The 16,478-nt window shown below is 58.9% G+C and carries 14 protein-coding genes and 1 tRNA gene; 6 read left to right on the top strand and 9 right to left on the bottom strand.

Annotation, left to right across the window (positions count from 1 at the left end):
- Positions 1-24: 24 nt before the first annotated feature.
- Complete coding sequence (locus tag G6N74_RS24225; protein ID WP_165120577.1) at positions 25-933, bottom strand: class I SAM-dependent methyltransferase; 909 nt, start codon at positions 931-933, stop codon at positions 25-27.
- A gap of 104 nt (positions 934-1,037) precedes the next feature.
- Between G6N74_RS24225 and G6N74_RS24220 the strand changes: the two genes are divergently transcribed.
- A complete protein-coding gene (locus G6N74_RS24220; RefSeq protein WP_165120576.1) occupies positions 1,038-2,048 on the top strand; it encodes a ligase-associated DNA damage response exonuclease in 1,011 nt (336 codons plus the stop codon).
- A gap of 3 nt (positions 2,049-2,051) precedes the next feature.
- Positions 2,052-3,653 (top strand): cisplatin damage response ATP-dependent DNA ligase, encoded by a 1,602-nt coding sequence (locus G6N74_RS24215; protein WP_165120575.1) that lies wholly within the window; start codon positions 2,052-2,054, stop codon positions 3,651-3,653.
- Positions 3,654-3,811: 158 nt separating this feature from the next.
- On the opposite strand, the gene G6N74_RS24210 is transcribed toward G6N74_RS24215, so the two are convergent.
- On the bottom strand, positions 3,812-4,885 hold the full coding sequence (locus tag G6N74_RS24210) for a hypothetical protein (protein ID WP_165120574.1): 1,074 nt from the start codon (positions 4,883-4,885) through the stop codon (positions 3,812-3,814).
- 228 nt (positions 4,886-5,113) lie between these two features.
- Here G6N74_RS24210 and G6N74_RS24205 point away from each other — a divergent pair, with 228 nt between their 5' ends.
- From G6N74_RS24205 to G6N74_RS24190, 4 genes are all read left to right on the top strand, one after another.
- Entirely contained in the window at positions 5,114-6,067 is a 954-nt protein-coding gene (locus G6N74_RS24205) for an NAD(P)H-dependent flavin oxidoreductase (protein WP_165120573.1), read from the top strand.
- A 192-nt stretch (positions 6,068-6,259) separates the two neighbouring features.
- Positions 6,260-6,335 (top strand) — tRNA-Thr (locus G6N74_RS24200).
- A gap of 166 nt (positions 6,336-6,501) precedes the next feature.
- Positions 6,502-7,815: an ABC transporter ATP-binding protein gene (locus G6N74_RS24195; protein ID WP_165120572.1), complete on the top strand. Its 1,314-nt coding sequence runs from the start codon at positions 6,502-6,504 to the stop codon at positions 7,813-7,815.
- A 3-nt stretch (positions 7,816-7,818) separates the two neighbouring features.
- The gene (locus G6N74_RS24190; RefSeq protein ID WP_281354033.1) at positions 7,819-8,610 is read left to right on the top strand and encodes an ABC transporter permease; all 792 of its coding nucleotides are present in this window, start codon (positions 7,819-7,821) and stop codon (positions 8,608-8,610) included.
- 43 nt (positions 8,611-8,653) lie between these two features.
- Here G6N74_RS24190 and G6N74_RS24185 read toward each other — a convergent pair whose 3' ends face one another.
- From G6N74_RS24185 to G6N74_RS24155, 7 genes are read right to left on the bottom strand one after another with little or no spacing between them, the layout of a single operon-like run.
- The gene (locus G6N74_RS24185; protein WP_165120570.1) at positions 8,654-9,382 is read right to left on the bottom strand and encodes an FkbM family methyltransferase; all 729 of its coding nucleotides are present in this window, start codon (positions 9,380-9,382) and stop codon (positions 8,654-8,656) included.
- A 42-nt stretch (positions 9,383-9,424) separates the two neighbouring features.
- Positions 9,425-10,735 (bottom strand): glycosyltransferase, encoded by a 1,311-nt coding sequence (locus tag G6N74_RS24180; RefSeq protein WP_165120569.1) that lies wholly within the window; start codon positions 10,733-10,735, stop codon positions 9,425-9,427.
- The gene (locus G6N74_RS24175; protein ID WP_165120568.1) at positions 10,728-12,128 is read right to left on the bottom strand and encodes an FkbM family methyltransferase; all 1,401 of its coding nucleotides are present in this window, start codon (positions 12,126-12,128) and stop codon (positions 10,728-10,730) included. Before G6N74_RS24175 ends, G6N74_RS24180 begins: the two co-directional genes overlap by 8 nt.
- A 16-nt stretch (positions 12,129-12,144) precedes the next feature.
- Positions 12,145-13,440 (bottom strand): glycosyltransferase, encoded by a 1,296-nt coding sequence (locus G6N74_RS24170; protein WP_165120567.1) that lies wholly within the window; start codon positions 13,438-13,440, stop codon positions 12,145-12,147.
- A gap of 11 nt (positions 13,441-13,451) precedes the next feature.
- Entirely contained in the window at positions 13,452-14,435 is a 984-nt protein-coding gene (locus G6N74_RS24165; protein WP_165120566.1) for a polysaccharide pyruvyl transferase family protein, read from the bottom strand.
- 15 nt (positions 14,436-14,450) lie between these two features.
- Positions 14,451-15,689: a glycosyltransferase gene (locus G6N74_RS24160; RefSeq protein ID WP_165120565.1), complete on the bottom strand. Its 1,239-nt coding sequence runs from the start codon at positions 15,687-15,689 to the stop codon at positions 14,451-14,453.
- Positions 15,690-15,697: 8 nt separating this feature from the next.
- Positions 15,698-16,405 carry a class I SAM-dependent methyltransferase gene (locus tag G6N74_RS24155; protein WP_165120564.1) on the bottom strand — a complete coding sequence of 236 codons (708 nt, stop codon included), beginning with the start codon at positions 16,403-16,405 and terminating at the stop codon, positions 15,698-15,700.
- Positions 16,406-16,478 lie beyond the last annotated feature (73 nt).

The raw sequence follows: 16,478 nt of genomic DNA, 5'->3' as shown, positions 1-16,478 counted from the left end.
CTCAAGGGGGAGGGAAAACCCGCGCTATGCCTTGCGCGCCACCGCGATCAGCCCGTCCACCGGCTCGCGGCGGTCCTGCCGGATCACGGCGGTCTCGATGGAAAGCGGCGCAAAGCCGTTCGCGGCAAGCATGCCGCGCACATAGCCGTCCGAATGCGCGTAACGCCGCGATGGCTGAAGGACAAAATCCCCCTCGCCACGCAAAAGCTCCACAGAGAAGGCGAACAGCCCCTCGGATTTCAGCATCACCGCCGCGGTGTTAAAAACGCCGTCGAGCGCGCCGACATACATGAAGACGTCCGCCGCCGTGACGAGATCGGCCGGCTCGCCGTCATAGGCGAGCGTCTGCAGATCGGCCTTGACCAGTTCGTCATAGACGGCCTTGTCGCGCGCCTTGCGCAGCATTTCCGCCGAGATGTCGTAGCCGACGAGATGATCGTAGTTGGCCCGCAGGCGCTCGCCCATCAGCCCGGTGCCGCAGCCGAGATCGATCGCACGACCAAAGCGACCGGCATGCGTAGCGCGGATCGCCTCTGCCAGCAGGTCCGGCACGCGGTATTCGAGCTTGTTGACCAGCGCATCGTCGAATTTCGGCGCATACTGGTCGAACAGGGCCTCGACGAAGGCGCTGGGCGGCGCGTCGGCCGCCTCAGTGGCGCCGATCAGTTCGAGCTTCAGCGCAGCGCCCGGACGATCCAGCGGCTCCAGTTTCAGCACCATGCGCCAGGCTTCCGCCGCTTGTGCGAGATTGCCGGCGGCCTCGTGCATTTCGCCGAGCCGGAACCAGCCCATCGCCCATGCCGGCGTACGCTCGACCGCGCCGAGCATGAGTTCGGCGGCGGCGGCGTGATCACCCGACCCGAACAGGAATTCGGCGTAATCGGCGCGGCGGTCCGCCAGCAGGTCACCGGAAGAGGTTTGCAAGGGTTTCAAGTGGCGCATTCCTGCGGCGGAAGCGCCGGTGGAGCGCTATATCGCTTGTCAGGAGCAAAATTCAACAGGCTTTTCTGGACGCTACAAAACCCTATCTTGAGCGGATGCGCGCACGCGACCTGCTCCACACCCGCCCGGAAGGGCTCTATTGCCCTCCCGGCGATTTCTATATCGACCCGGTCCGGCCGGTCGCAAGCGCCCTGATCACCCATGGCCATTCGGATCACGCTCGCTCGGGCCATCGCTCGGTGCTGGCGACGCGCGAGACGCTCGAAATCATGGCCCTGCGCTACGGCGCGGATTTTGCCGGCACGACGCAGGCAGCCAGGCTCGGCGAGACGATCGATGTCAACGGCGTCGCGGTGACCTTTCACCCGGCAGGCCATGTGCTTGGCTCTGCCCAGATCTGCGTCGAAAAGGACGGCATGCGCATCGTCGCTTCCGGCGACTACAAGCGCCGGGCGGATTCGACCTGCGCGCCCTTCGTGCCGATCCGCTGCAACGTGTTCATCACCGAGGCGACTTTCGGCCTGCCGGTGTTCAAGCATCCGCCCGATAGCGGTGAAATCGCGCGGGTGCTGAAGTCGGCCGAACAGTTTCCCGAGCGCGCGCATATGATCGGCGCCTATGCGCTCGGCAAGGCGCAGCGTGTGATAAAGCTGCTGCGCGAGGCCGGCTATGAACGGACGATTTTCATCCACGGCGCGTTGGCAAAGCTGTGCGACTATTATGAAAGCCAGGGCATTGCGCTCGGCGATCTCCAGCCGGCAACGGTGGACAGCGGTGCGAAAACCGATTTCGCCGGCGCCATCGTCGTCGGCCCGCCCTCGGCCTTCGCCGACCGCTGGGCGCGGCGCTTTCCCGACCCGGTTTCGAGCTTCGCGTCGGGCTGGATGCGCATCCGTCAGCGCGCCAAGCAGCGCGGCGTCGAACTGCCGCTGATCATCTCGGATCATTCGGACTGGGACGAACTCACCGAGACGATCACCGAGACCGGCGCCGGCGAGGTGTGGGTGACGCATGGCCGCGAGGAGGCGCTGGTGCGCTGGTGCGAACTCAACGGCATTGCGGCGAGCCCGCTGCATCTGGTGGGTTATGAGGATGAGGGGGATTAAGCGATGAACCGCTTCGCCGAACTCCTCGACCGGCTGGTGCTGACGCCGTCGCGCAATGGCAAGCTGACGATGATGACCGACTATTTCCGCACCGTCGAAGACCCCGATCGCGGACTGGCGCTAGCAGCGCTTACCGGCGACCTGTCGATCGCGGCGGTGAAGCCGGCCATGCTGCGCATGCTGATCACCGAGCGGATGGACCCGGTGCTGTTCGGCTACTCCTACGACTATGTCGGCGACCTCGCCGAAACCGTCTCGCTGGTGTGGCCGGAGCCGGACGCGCATCTCACCGCCAACAGCCAGCCGACGCTTGCCGATGTGGTCGGCGCGCTGCAATCGGCGAGCCGATCGGACGGGCCGAAAGTGCTGGTGCGCCTGCTCGACCGGGCCGACATCTCGGCGCGATACGCCATCATCAAGCTGGTGACCGGCGGCCTGCGCATCGGCGTTTCGGCGCGACTTGCAAAGCAGGCGCTGGCCAATCTCGGCGCCGTAGACGTGACGGAAATCGAGGAGCTGTGGCACGGGCTGACGCCGCCTTACACGGAACTGTTCGCATGGCTGGAAGGCAAGACAGAGCGTCCGGAAAAGACCGCCAAGGCGCTGTTCCGGCCGGTCATGCTGTCCAATCCGGTCGGTGACGGCGACCTCGAAAAGCTCGATCCCGCCGACTACGCGGCCGAATGGAAATGGGACGGCATCCGCGTGCAGGCTGTTTGCGAGGGCGGCGTCAGGCGACTCTATTCGCGCACCGGCGATGATATTTCGCCGGCCTTTCCCGATCTCGTCGAGGCCATGGTCTTCGACGGCGCGCTGGACGGCGAGCTGCTGGTTGGCGATCCGGTTCATGAAACCGGCACGTTCTCCGATCTACAGCAACGGTTGAACCGCAAGACCGTGACGCCCAAGATGCAGCAGAGCCATCCGGTTTTCGTGCGCTGCTACGACCTGCTGCAGGACGGCACGGAGGATTTGCGCGCCCTGCCCTTCATCGAGCGTCGCGTCCGGCTCGAAGCCTTCGTGGCCAAGCTCGATCCCACGCGCTTCGACCTCTCGCCACTGGCGCCGTTTGCGGATTGGGCAGCGCTTGAAGACATGCGCCGCAACCCACCGCATCCGGTGATCGAGGGCGTCATGCTGAAGCGCCGGGATTCGCCCTATCTTGCCGGGCGCCCGAAAGGCCCGTGGTTCAAATGGAAGCGCGACCCTTTCACCGTCGATGCCGTTCTGATGTATGCGCAACGCGGCCACGGCAAGCGTTCCAGCTTCTATTCCGACTACACGTTCGGCGTCTGGTCCGGGCCGGAAGGCGGCGAGGAACTGGTGCCGGTCGGCAAGGCCTATTTCGGCTTCACCGACGAGGAACTGCGCCAGATTGACAAATATGTCCGCGACAACACCATCGAACGTTTCGGGCCGGTGCGTTCCGTGCGCGCCGACCGCAAACAGGGGCTGGTGCTGGAGGTCGCCTTCGAGGGGCTGAACCGCTCGACACGGCACAAATCCGGCGTCGCCATGCGCTTCCCGCGCATTTCACGGCTGCGCTGGGACAAGCCGACGGCGGAGGCCGACCGCATAGAGACGCTGCAGGCGCTGCTGGATTAGGATTTGTTGGTATTCAGGTGATGTCGGCCTGCAAATGACAGTTTTCTGCGCTTCCGGTGCTCACGTACCCAAATGTACGCTCCGCTCCGGTTCTCGAAACCCATCATTTTCGGCACGACCTGACCTGAATCTCAACAAACCCCAGGTAGGGGCGGAAGTTACTGCGAAATCGAAACCTTGATTGCGTAGATGTCCACCGCCTTGCCCGTGCCGGCAACATCGGAATTGATGGCGATGGTGCCGCCTGCGCCGGGTTTCTTCTTCGCGAAATCGATCTCGAAAAGATAATCGCCCTCCTCCTGGCCGAGCGCGTAGCGCTTGCGTCCGCAATCGCCGAGTTCGCCGAAGTTGCAGTCCACCGACATCTGGGTTTCCTTGCCATCCTCGCCGCGGGCAACGATGTCGAAGGTGGCCGACTTGCCACCGACCTGCTCGAGCACGCCCTGGCCGATATCGAACAGCACGGTCGCGCCCGACTGGCCGGAACGTATACGCAGGAAGCTGCCCGACGCATCCTGCATGACTTCCGCCTTCGAATCTCCCGGCGTCGTCACTTTCGTGGCGTCCTCGGGTGAGAAGACACTGATCCAGTTGCGGTTCGCGTCAGCCTGTCCCGGCCTTATCGGAGCGCCTTCGTTTTCCGGAATGAAATCCTCGCTCTGGGTCGCCGCCGGTGGGTTGGGAACCGAAGTGTCGCGCTCGGCCGGCGATTTCAGCAGACCGGTCTGGTAGGCCCACCAACCGCCGATGCCGATCGCGGCAAGCAAGGTTGCGGTGACGAAAATCCGGGTGAACGGTATATGGAACCTGCGCGCCCGCGCCTCGTTGCGGTCGGGCTCGACGGGCGTTGCCCTGTCGCCGGCAAGCGGCCCGGCGCTTGTCGCCTCTCCCCGGCCAGGCATGTCGACGCGCGGCACCGCAGCACCTGCCGGACCGTCGACAGCAATTTCCGGCGTCGAAGCCGTCGAAGCGCCGCCGCGCTCGGGGCGGACATCGTCGAGCCCCGGCTCGATCGCCGGCACGGCAGGCTGGAATTCCGATTCGATCTCGGTGATCTTGGCCTGCATGGCCTTGCGGCGGTTGATCGCCGCCTCCACCGTCAGGCTGGGGTTTGCCTTGAGCGCGCGGTCAAGGGCGGCAAATGCCGAACGATAGACCCTCTCGCGGAAGGCCCGATCATCGGCATCTCCTTTTTCGAAGGCGTTTCGGATCGCCTTTTCGATCGCATCCAAACCGTTTTCCCCACGATGAAAGTAAGTGCTACCAGATGGTTAGACGTAGCCGCGTAATCAAGCAACGGCCAGCGGGGGCAATTAGCCTCCTCAATTCGGCCGCAACGACGATTTTCCCCGCAAAGTTTGTATCAATTCTGTCAGAATTGCTGATTGCCCGCTGGAATCGATCTGCTAAAACAGATTACGTTTACGAAAACGTCAATATTTTAGCGAGAGGCACGAACAGTGGCGCTACCTGACATTTTGAAGAAAAACCTGCGTATCCCGGTCGTCGGGTCGCCGCTTTTCATCATTTCTCACCCGCCGCTGGTGCTGGCGCAGTGCAAGGCCGGCGTCGTCGGCTCGTTTCCGGCGCTGAACGCGCGGCCCGAATCACAACTCGATGACTGGCTGGCCGAAATCACCGAAGATCTCGCCAGCTATGATGCCGCCAATCCCGATCGGCCGTCTGCTCCCTTCGCGGTCAACCAGATCGTCCACAAGTCCAACACCCGCTTGCAGCACGATCTTGAGCTTTGCGTCAAATACAAGGTGCCGATCGTCATCTCCTCGCTCGGCGCGGTGGAAGAAGTCAACCAGACGGTCCACTCCTATGGCGGCATCGTCCTTCACGATATCATCCATGACCGTCATGCCCGCAAGGCAATCGAAAAGGGTGCAGACGGACTGATCGCGGTGGCGGCGGGGGCCGGTGGCCATGCCGGCACGCTGTCGCCTTTCGCCCTGATACAGGAAATCCGGCAATGGTTCGACGGCCCGCTTCTGCTGGCCGGCGCTATCGCCAATGGCGGAGCGGTGCTTGCAGCTCAGGCGATGGGCGCCGACCTCGCTTATATCGGCTCGCCCTTCATCGCCACGACGGAAGCCCGCGCCGCGGATCCTTACAAGCAGATGATCGTCGAATCGAAGGCTGCCGACATTATCTATTCGAATCTCTTCACCGGCATCCATGGCAATTACCTCAAGGGTTCCGTGCGCGCCGCCGGCATGGACCCGGACAATCTCGCCGTCTCCGACCCTTCGACGATGAATTTCGGCGGCGACAGGTCCAAGGCCTGGAAGGACATCTGGGGCTGCGGCCAGGGTATCGGCGCGGTGGGTGAAGTAGGCCCGGCATCCGCCCTTGTCGACCGCCTGGCCAACGAATATGCGGCGGCTAAACTGCGCCTGGCAGCGTAGGCGCTCGCTGGCCCGGCGTATATGAAGTTCACAGACCGTGTTCGCCGACGAGGCGAGGCGTGTCAGGCGCCGGTTTCATCGGCGCACCACGCTGTGCAACGGTATTTGCAAATTACGCGATAGCGGCTTGAATTTGCCGCGCAATGCAGATATCACGCGCCCACTGTTTCGCGCGTCAGCGTGAAAAGAGTTGCCGCTTTAGCTCAGTTGGTAGAGCACATCATTCGTAATGATGGGGTCAGGTGTTCGAGTCACCTAAGCGGCACCACTCGCTCATTCCCAAAATCGACTTCCGCCGAAGGCGAGGAAGCGACAAATCGAAGCCGACCACCACGCAATTGCCGTTTCGGCAGAAACAATGCTAGTGCGTGCTGACGCATGATCGACGGCGTCAGGCTCTCGCCGTTTGGGCGGCGATATGAGGAAAATCGACCTTGCAAGACGTAGTTCTTCAAATTGAAAATCTCACGAAGAAATTTTCAGCGAAGCAATCGCCTGGTCGAGCCCTCCGAAACGCGCTGTTTCCCAGCCGGGCGATACTGGATCGGTCGTTTGTTGCTGTCGACGATGTTTCGCTAAAGCTTTCGCGTGGCGAGGTCGTCGGGATAATCGGCCACAATGGCGCCGGCAAATCGACACTGCTCAAGATGATATCGGGGGTCGTTCCGCCAACTTCGGGAACGGTGAAGATACAAGGCCGGGTTTCGGCGATGCTGGAATTGGGATCGGCAATCAATCCCGAATATAGTGGCATCGAAAACATATATTACTACGGTGCTGTTCTCGGAATCGACCGGAAGACCATGAAGAGTCTGGAAGAGAAGATCATCGAGTTTGCAGACATCGGGCAGCATATAAATCGGCCGGTCAAATTCTACTCGAGCGGCATGAAAGCGCGCTTGTCGTTCGCCATCGTCACCAGCATCAATCCAGACATACTGATCGTCGATGAAATCCTGTCGGTCGGCGATGCCGCGTTCTCCGCGAAAAGTGCCGCACGGATGCGGGAACTCATCGGAAGCGGGGCTGCAGCGCTTATTGTGTCCCACAGCGTCGCCACGATGACGAGTTTATGCGATCGCGTCGTCTGGCTCGATGAAGGAAAGGTCGTCATGAACGGCCCCCCATCCGAGGTCATCACGCAATATTCGGCGACCATGATGATGTCGTCCGCTGCCCGCAAACAGCATTTGCTCGACCTTATCTCAACGGACAAATCCACACCCAAGGCGGCCGCACCATCGGGCAAGACCGAGAAAAAAGGCATATCCGAGAAGGAAGCGGCAAGGAGCGAGCCTCCTCCGGCCATGATCGTCAACAATGGCGGCGCCAGTATAGAAGCAGTGGAAATCGTCGACGAAAAGGGACGGCCGACGCGGCAACTATCGTCCGGGCAGCACTATACGATCAAGATCACGGCGGCCACCGAGCGGGTGATCAACGATCTAAGCATCGGCCTGTCCATAAGAACCCGCAATGGCGACGTCCTTGGCGGCCAGATCTACAAGCTCAAGAATCGGAAGGCCCCGGGGACAGTCAACGTGGCGTGCTCGTTCCTGAATCCAATCGTCACCGGGCACTACTACCTGACCTGTGACATTCGATCCGACAACCGAAAAAACATCCATCACATCATCGACCTTGTCACCCCGTTTACCGTCTTGTCCCCGCCGAAGAACTGCGTTGGCCAGATAGATTTCAACCTTTCCTGGTCTGTCGAAAATGACCAGGTGGCGAAGGTGTCTTGAGCGATGGCTTTTGTGGCGTCCAAACTGACAAGGCCGGGCCAAGGATCCCTGACACGGGAAATCTGGCGGCGCGAGCTGCGCGCGATGACGGCAAATCGCGCACTGTCGTTTCTGTGGCTGATCTTCGAGCCGATCGCCATCCTGTTCCTGATATGGTTCGTGTTCAAAAGAACACTCTTCAATGTGAACGGACCATCCTATTTCATATATATGGGAACCGGCTACATAGCCTGGCAGTGTTTTATTCGCATCCTTATTTCCGGATGCAACGTTTTCATAAAATACAAAACGATACTGAATCAGTCGACCGCGAGCCCGATAAGCATATTTCTTGGCGTCGTCCTCGCAGAAGCCACTGTCAGCATAATTCTGTTTTCGATATATTTCATCCTCGCGCTGTTCATGGGATGGCGCCCTGGCTACTCGCTATTTCTATTTCCTTTTGCCTTCGTGACGCTACTGTCCGTGGCTGCGTTATTTGCGCTTGCGGCAGGATCGATCAACGTCTTCGTAAGGGACGTCGGGAACGTCGTGGGGATGATCTCAAGGTTCGGCATGTGGATATTGCCGATATTCTGGAAGCCGGAGCACGTCACCGGGATATTCCATACGATCTCGGTCGGAAATCCCGTTTTCTTCCTGCTCGAATTTTGCCGCTGGACCATCGATACATCGACCGTGACGGCAGGCACGATGGACAGCATCCCCTACTACGTCTCGGCGATATGCGTCATCGGAGCCATATCAACCTGGATTTATCGGCGGCTGAAGCCCAGCATGGCCGAATATCTGTAGCGCGATCCACTCATGACCGACCTGACGCCGCTTCGTCGTCAGGTCACGGCTTTGCCGGGCGGAAGACGGCATTTCCCCATTTGAGCTGACCCGACGCATCGTAGACGAAGTCGTAGAAGTCATACAGCGCATAGCCGAAGCCGCCGAGATAGCCGGCGACGTCATAGAAGGTCGCCTGCCCCTCATAGACGGGCACAAAAATCATCTCGCAATAAACGGATGCGACGGCATTTCGCGACAAAAGGCCTTGGGTTCCCTCAAGAACCTGGCGTTCGAACCCTTGTGTATCGATCTTCAACAGGTCGATGCCGGCGATGCCTTCCGAAGCACAATAGGCATCAAGCGAAACCGCTTTGACCGAGCACTCGGTCGAAGGCGCGGATTGCGGCATGTATTTGCCCGAGTCTTCGTGAAACGGAAGCAGCGAGTTGGTGACGCTCAATTCAGCGTGCACATGCATCGTCTTGGTTCCGTTCACCGCATCGGCAGCCGCTTCGACGCAGGTTACCCTCGGCTGGTTTCGAAAACGGGCCTTGAGCTTTGCCGCGGATGCCGGAAACGGCTCAAAGGCATGGATCTGCGCGCCGGGAAACGCTTCCAGCAGCACCGCGGTCGTCTGTCCGACATTGGCGCCGACATCGAATATCGTGGCAGTGTCCGGCATGAAGCCTTGATGATCAGACACCCAGTCCTTCGGGCGGAACCCGCGTGCGAATTTTTCTTCCACCGGCATTTCATTCCCAACGAGTTGAGCCAAGTTGAAACCTTTCATCGAGATCATCCTCGGAAGATACCTCTTCCGATCAGGCTTTTCCTAAAGCCTATTGCGGCCAGCGAGTTCGCCAAACAACGCCTTGTAGCGCTGCGCCTGAACGTCGAAAGCACACTCCCGTTCTATCAGCCTGCGGGCATTCTGCGCCATTCCGGTCCTGTCCGATTTCAATATCCGCAGAGCGACTTCGCCGAAAGCCCCGGCATCTCCGGCAGAAGCCAGCGCGCCAGTTTGACCAGGCAGGACGAAGTCGGGCACTCCACCCGTGTTGAAGCCCACGACCGGCGTGCCGCAAGCCATGGATTCGAGCATTGTATTGGGCAGATTGTCTTGAAGCGAAGGGAGAATGGTTATGTCCGCCGCGGCATAGGCCGCAGCCATTTCCCGATCGTCGCGAATGGTTCCAAGGGACCGGTGTTCTACCGCTGAAGGAAGCTTGCCACCGCCCACGGTGACAAGAAGAGCGCCCGGCAGACCAGCGCGGATGCGCTCCATGATCTGCGCCACGAACTGGCCCCCCTTTCTTCCGTTCGAAAGATTGGCAGACACCAACAGCACAATAGGCCGGTCCACAGGCAACCCCAAACTGTGGCGGGCCTCGTCTTTCGGTCGCGGCGAGAATGTTTGCAGGTCGACAGAGTTGGGTATCACCTCGATCCGCCGCTCGCCAAGCAATGCGCTCTTCGTGCATTGTTCGGCCATCCATCGGCTTGGCGCGACGATGGTCAGGCGATCGGCAGGGATACTGGAATATGCGCGGCGTTTCCGCTCGAAATTTCGACGCGAAAGGTCGTTTGGTCCCGGTCTGAAAAGCTGCGGACATTGGCCACAAGCCTCCTCAAAACGTCCGCACCCATTGTCGTAGTGGCAGCCTCCGGTAAACGGCACCATGTCGTGAAGCGTCCAGACGATCGGGGCGCGCGTGTCGGCGATCCAGGCAATGGTTTCGGGAGTCAGAAAAATCGATACCCAATGCAGGTTCACGATATCGCAGGACGGAATTGAGAGCCGAGCCGCTTTCTGCGGTATGATCGGCTGGAGTTCGAATGTCTCGGCCAATTTCGGGCGCAGGGCCGTACCCGCTCTTGCCTGCGCCGAGCGAACCGCGCGAAGCGCCAGACGCCTGGCGGCCTCAAGCGGATTGGCGGAAGGCTGCGGATGCAGATCACCGGCTTGATATCCATCAAGACAAACAAAGCGTGCGTCCAGGCCTGCCTGTCCCAGCGACGCGTGCAAACGCTGGGCAGCAAGTGCTGCGCCGCCCTGCCCCCGGATGGCGTTGACGACGGCTACGGACATTGAAGCGCTTTTTGTTCGATCGTGTGCGATGGGACCGGATTGACGGTCAGCCATCTCCGCCGCCCTTCGGCGTTCCGCGGGTCATGCGGCGCCACAAAGAACCAAGAATTGCACGAAATGAATTTTGAAGCTGATGAACGCGGGCATCGAGTTCCTGTTGCCGGTAACGTCGGCGCTCTATCTCGGCGTCCCTTTTGACCAGCAAGGCTGCAGTGGCGCGCGCCCTCGCCAATTCAAGATCAAGCTGGCGCTGCCGAACGCGATACCGCTTCGCCTCCGCGCTCTTGCGTGCAATCTCGATGTTCTTCTGCCCAATCTCGGCATCTTTCTGATCAAGCAGCGTGGTGTGCTGCCGGGCTCTTTCCAGCGCCCGGGTAAGATCAGTGCCACGTTGGCGCAGGAGTTCCGATGTGCGTTGAGCCGTGGTGCGCTGAGCCCTGACCTTCTTCAGAATTTCTTCCAGTTCGGTCGCTCGCGCGCGGAGCACTTTCAGCGCCCTCTCGGACGCCACGTTTTCCTTGCGCGTTTCTTTTAACGCCTTTTCAACTGCTGCGGCGCGCTCGCGTGCGGCAGCCAGTGTTCCGGTGAGATGCGTTGCTTCCTTTTCCTTGACGTCCGCTTTCGCGCGAATACGGCCGATATCAAGAAAAGCCTTATGCAGCTTCTGGTCTCTTATCTCGTCGATTATCTTTCCACGAACGATGCCGGGAAACGAATATTGCGCGCCTTTCGGATGCGTCTGCTTCTCTACGAAACACTGCATTTGATACGACTGAAGTTTCTTGGCGTCTTCCTCGGCCGCGACGAAGATGCGGTTCTGGGCTATTTTTCGACCGAGTTTGTAGCCGAAACTGTCCATATAGGAGTCAAGGTGCTCCGCCTGCTCGGCGTTGTTGGCTTCAATGACCAGCGCCCGCGGCCGGATCTTGTCCAGCCCCAGACCGTTCAGAACGCGTATTTCACCGCCCTCCACATCAATGGAGATGAAGTCGATCACTTCTTTCGGCGCATACTCGCTAATGATGCTGGAAAGCGTCCGGGCAGCGACTACGGTTCTGTCAAAACCCTCAACCTTGAGATCGTGCTTCTTATAGGACGCCTTGAGTTGCTTGACGTCCCCCTCTTCCAGTTCCAGCCGGGAATAGACGCCAATCTCTTCGGTATAAAAGGGAACCTCGCGCAAGTTCTCATCGTCGACGCAAGCCAACTGGAGCGTGCGCGCGAGAGGGCGATTTTTCTCGCAAATCCTGGAGTATTCCGGATGGGGCTCGACGCAAATTCCGCGCCATCCCTGCTGCTCGAATGAGAATGTATTGCTCAAATAGACGCCATCAAAGGCGCCGACGTCTACATAGAATCCAGTCGACCTGTCCTCGAAGAGATGCCAAAGCAAACAGTCTTCGGCGTTTTCGCCATAATAACGAACAAGTCGTTCATACTCGGACATCTTGATACTGGCAGCTCTACGCGCTTAACAATGCGCCCTGTTTTGTTCTCGCCCGCCGATTACTAACTTCAACAAAAAGATCCATGTAGCGTCTGGCCATCAGCTTGACATTAAAATTAAGCGCATATTCCCGAGAGGAAGCTGACAGCCGAGCCAATGACTCGGGATTGTCTAGATAGTGCCAAATTCGATCAGCTAACTTGTCCGGACTTTCGACGGAGCCAAGCAATCCGCTGGTTCCGTCTTTTATGACTTCTCCGCAACCCCCTACATCGAACGTCGCAGCCGGTAAGCCGCAGGCGATCGCCTCCACCAACGTATTGGGTAAATTATCCGCTTCCGTCGGAAAAAGAAAGAGATCGGCCGCACGGAATATCTTAACTAGCTCATGTTCCTTGGAGATATACCCCATACGCCGTGACTTGATATTCGTCAGTTCGCGAATCCAGGGAAGCTCACCCTCTCCCACCAGCAGCACATCAATTCTGGAGGTCGCCACTTCGTTCAGCCTGCGAAGAGTAACCTCCAGGGCCTTGCCGCCCTTTCGCGCATTGCCGCCGACCCGTTCGGCCGCAAACACAAGCACTTTTGCGTCTTCTGCAATCCTGAGCGACTGGCGTGCTGCCTTCTTGCTGCCGGGAGAGAACAGATCAAGATCAATGCCATTCGGAATCGTCCTGATATTTTCGGGCACGACCAGCTTGGTATCGTGGCAGAGCTGCCCAAGCCACTTCGACGGCGTAACGACGGTAAGATCGCTGTGTGCGTAGATGCTGCGCTTCCACCGCCACAGGCCGGCCGATTGATCCTTCTTTATGGGAGGATAGAAATTCATATGCGGGCAAGGGCCGCAGCCGTCTCGCCAAAGATCGCATCCCATCGAATAGGCGCAATGGCCCGTCAGCGCCCACATATCGTGAAGTGTCCAGACAACAGGCGCTATTTGAGAAAGATCCACTATCAGGTCGGTCTGGAAAAAACCGTCCAGCGTCCCGCCATGCAGATTGTGAAGGTTGATGACATCAGGCTCAAATCTTCGTGCCGTGGCAAGGATTCGCTGCCGCTGCACAGGAAGGAACCGATATTGCCAGCCGCTCCATTTCTGAAACGCCCCAGTCAGCTGGCGTAGGCGCCGAGCATAAGGGCTGCCCTCGCGGCCGATATCTATGACGTCCTTTTCGTTGGTGACCTTCCGTGCAACCGCACTGATCAGGCGGGTGCGAAACTGGGAAACCAGCTCGGCATTCAGCCGGTAAGCAGCGATTGCTGCGCCGCCTGCCTTGTCGCTCGATCCGATGGATAGCACTCTCATGGTGACCAGCCTTAAAGAGCAGAGCCATTTGGCTGAGAGAATTGTCGCTTCCAGGCCTCGATCGCCTCGACCGGCCGGTTGACTACCGTAGCTCGGTCCTCGGCGAGCAAGGTCTTCAGATTTCCGACATCCTTGCGCTCGATAACGGGCAGGTTGAAGTCACGACCCATTTCCGTAGCCCTGTTGTCCACCGAGACGATCATGGTGCGGCGCTTGTGCTGCAGTGCGCGTATTCCCGCATGCAAGCGCGTGCCTACATATTCAAGGTCAAGGTTCGACGACAACACCTCGTCGAAAGCCTTCAGTGTCGGATCGACGATCTCGGCACGCGTGCCGCAGATGGACTTGGAGTATTCCAGGTCGCGCGATCCCTGCAGCCAGAGATACACCTTGCTGTATTGCTTCGCCAGAATGTTGAAAAGATACTTATCCTTTTCAGGATACGGCTTGTAGTCGGTCAGGGTGAAGATGACGTTCTCCGCCTTGCGCTGCGGAATCTGGCTCGTGTGCTCGGCATCGAGATCCCACAGGGTCATGCACCCGGTGTTGACGACGTTGGGAAGCCCCATCTCCTGCAGCTTGCGCTGGGTATATCCGTCTCTGACCGAATGCAGCATGTTTCCATGCAAAAAACGCTTGAGAAGAGTACGAGTATAGAAGGTCGGCTCCTTCTGGTACTGCCACCAACCCACGCCCATCAAAATGACGTTCTTCAATCTGAAGTAGTCTTTGTAGCTTACTTTCCACTGATTATATTTCCACATATCTGCAGTAAGCAGATTTGTGCCGCCGACAATCGCGAACGGACTCTGCTCGAGGATCTTGAAGCTTTCGCTCGACAAATAATCGTGCGTTGGCAAAGAGCAGAAAAAGCTGCGCGGATAGATTCGCCTCAACTGAGTATTGACTGCATCCATAATAATCTGGTCACCCAGATTTTTTGTACAGACAGAAGTGTCAAGAAGCGCGATGAGTGGAGTATTTTGTTCTGTCATAGTTCCGCAATATTCTCACGCGCTCAACAAAATTCGTTGGAACTCGTCGACCGAATTGTTCCGAGCGTAGTTAATACAGTTGGTGGAAAGGCCCTGATACTCTGGTTCCGAGGGGCGCGGCAAGGAAAAAAGGACTTCCGCCATTTTAGCAATATTTGCCGATGGATAGACGAAACCCATTCCAAACCGCTGAACCCGGTAGCCGACGCAGCCGTGATCGGTCGCTACGATCGGCTTGCCGGACCTTGCCGCGTTTGCCATGACACCGCTCGAGCTTTCGAAGTCGCGCGCATAGGGAAGCAGGACATAGTCCGTTTCGCTGTAGCGGCGCTGAATCTCGACTTCAGGCAGATATTCATCCACCCATTCCAGGAGCCCGGCCTTGCGGGCGGCCACCAGTTTCGGCCGCAGTGGTTCGCTTTCGGCGACGAGCGAACCACATAGCACGAACTGGAAGCGTTCCTTGAGGTTCGGGCGCGCCTGAAGAAGCCGCGTAAAGTCCTCGATGCCCTTGCGCTTCGATTGCAGGCCGACGAGAAGAACCCTGGTCTTGTCGTGAACTTCGCTCGCGTCCGGCGCCAAAGGAGCCGGACCGACATAGCGCGGCGGCGGATCCGGAAGCTGGACGAGGAACGAACGCCCGATTCGCGTTGCCAGCGTCCGGTCGAACGCCCTTTCATCGAGAATGGCAACGCGTAGTCCCGGTATCGCACGTCGCAGGGAACGCAGATTTTGACGCTGCCTTTCGCGACGGAACCAGACCCGGAATTCGCGCCGCAGGCGCTCGATCGGATTGCGTGGTCGCGGCGCCTGCAAGCCGCGAAGCAGGTAGCGGGCATCGTATTCTATCGCCACCAGAGGTGTGCGCCCGAGCGTGGCCCTGAGTTCATTTCTGTGAGCAACGCACGCATCGGTGAACTCGCGATTCAGTTCGTTGATGCCCGCTGCCAGAATGCGCTCGAACTGGAACTCCTTGTGCAGCGAAACCAACGCGCCGATCAGTGCTTCGACGGCCTCGCCACCGATCTTTCCGTACCAAAATCCGGCAGGCAATGGCACCTTGCGATGCAAGGTGACGGGCGTGCCTTCGAAGAGTTCGAAGTAATGCTCGGTTTCTGCTTCCTCGCGCGTAAGGATGTGCACTTCCCAGCCTTGCGCAAATGCACCTGCAGCCGCCATCGCACTGTAATAGAGGCGGCTGCCGCGAAAAATCGGGTCGATAATCAGTAGCCGACGCGTGGCTGGCATATTCATAGGCCCGCTCATCCGCGCGTCTGACGGGGAGGAAGGAAATCGAGAAGCAGTGGGTTGCTGATAGCCTGCCTCGACGCCACGAAAATCGCGCGCGCATGGGAGCCCCACGCATCCTTGCGCGTCCAGTCCGTCGGGAATTCTTCGTGGTAGGGCTGAAAGACCGGGACATAGACGTGCGAGAACAGTTTGTTCAGGCGATTATGCAGCCAGGCCCGCGTCGGACGCGTGCCTGTGCCGCTGAACGACTGCGAGGCCATTTCTTTCTTTTCTGCCACCGCCACAAGCTTGTCTTCGGACCCGAAGGAAACACAGGTTTCAAGCAGAAGCATCTTTTCGCAGCGCGATGCCATCCAGTTCAACGCGGTTTCCGGATCGCCAAGGTGATAGAGCAGCCCGTAACAATAGACGATCGAATGCGGCTTCACGTCTACGTCACCCGGACGCTCGAGGTCTCCAAGAACCGTCGATACTTTGCCTGCGCCCTTCGGGTTCAGGCGCTGATTGAGAAGATCAAGATTTTCCTGACGCGCATCGATCGCGGTTACGCTGCAGCCTCGATCCAGAAAGAAAGTCGTATGGTCGCCAGGCCCCGAACCCAATTCGAGGACGTCCGACTTCTCTATAGGCAACGACAGGCGTGCGAGATGCTCCAGGCGACGCGCATTGTGCCTCTGGTAGTGCACGCTTCCAAAAATCTCGGAAGGCGTCTTGGACATACTCGGACCTCGGCATCCTTCTGTGTATCGGGCGGCTAGACGCCGTCGATCACACTCGATCAAGTAACGGAAA

This window comes from Mesorhizobium zhangyense (assembly GCF_011045115.1).
Taxonomy (GTDB): Bacteria; Pseudomonadota; Alphaproteobacteria; order Rhizobiales; family Rhizobiaceae; genus Mesorhizobium_M; species Mesorhizobium_M zhangyense.
This window is presented reverse-complemented; position numbering and strand designations above follow the sequence as displayed.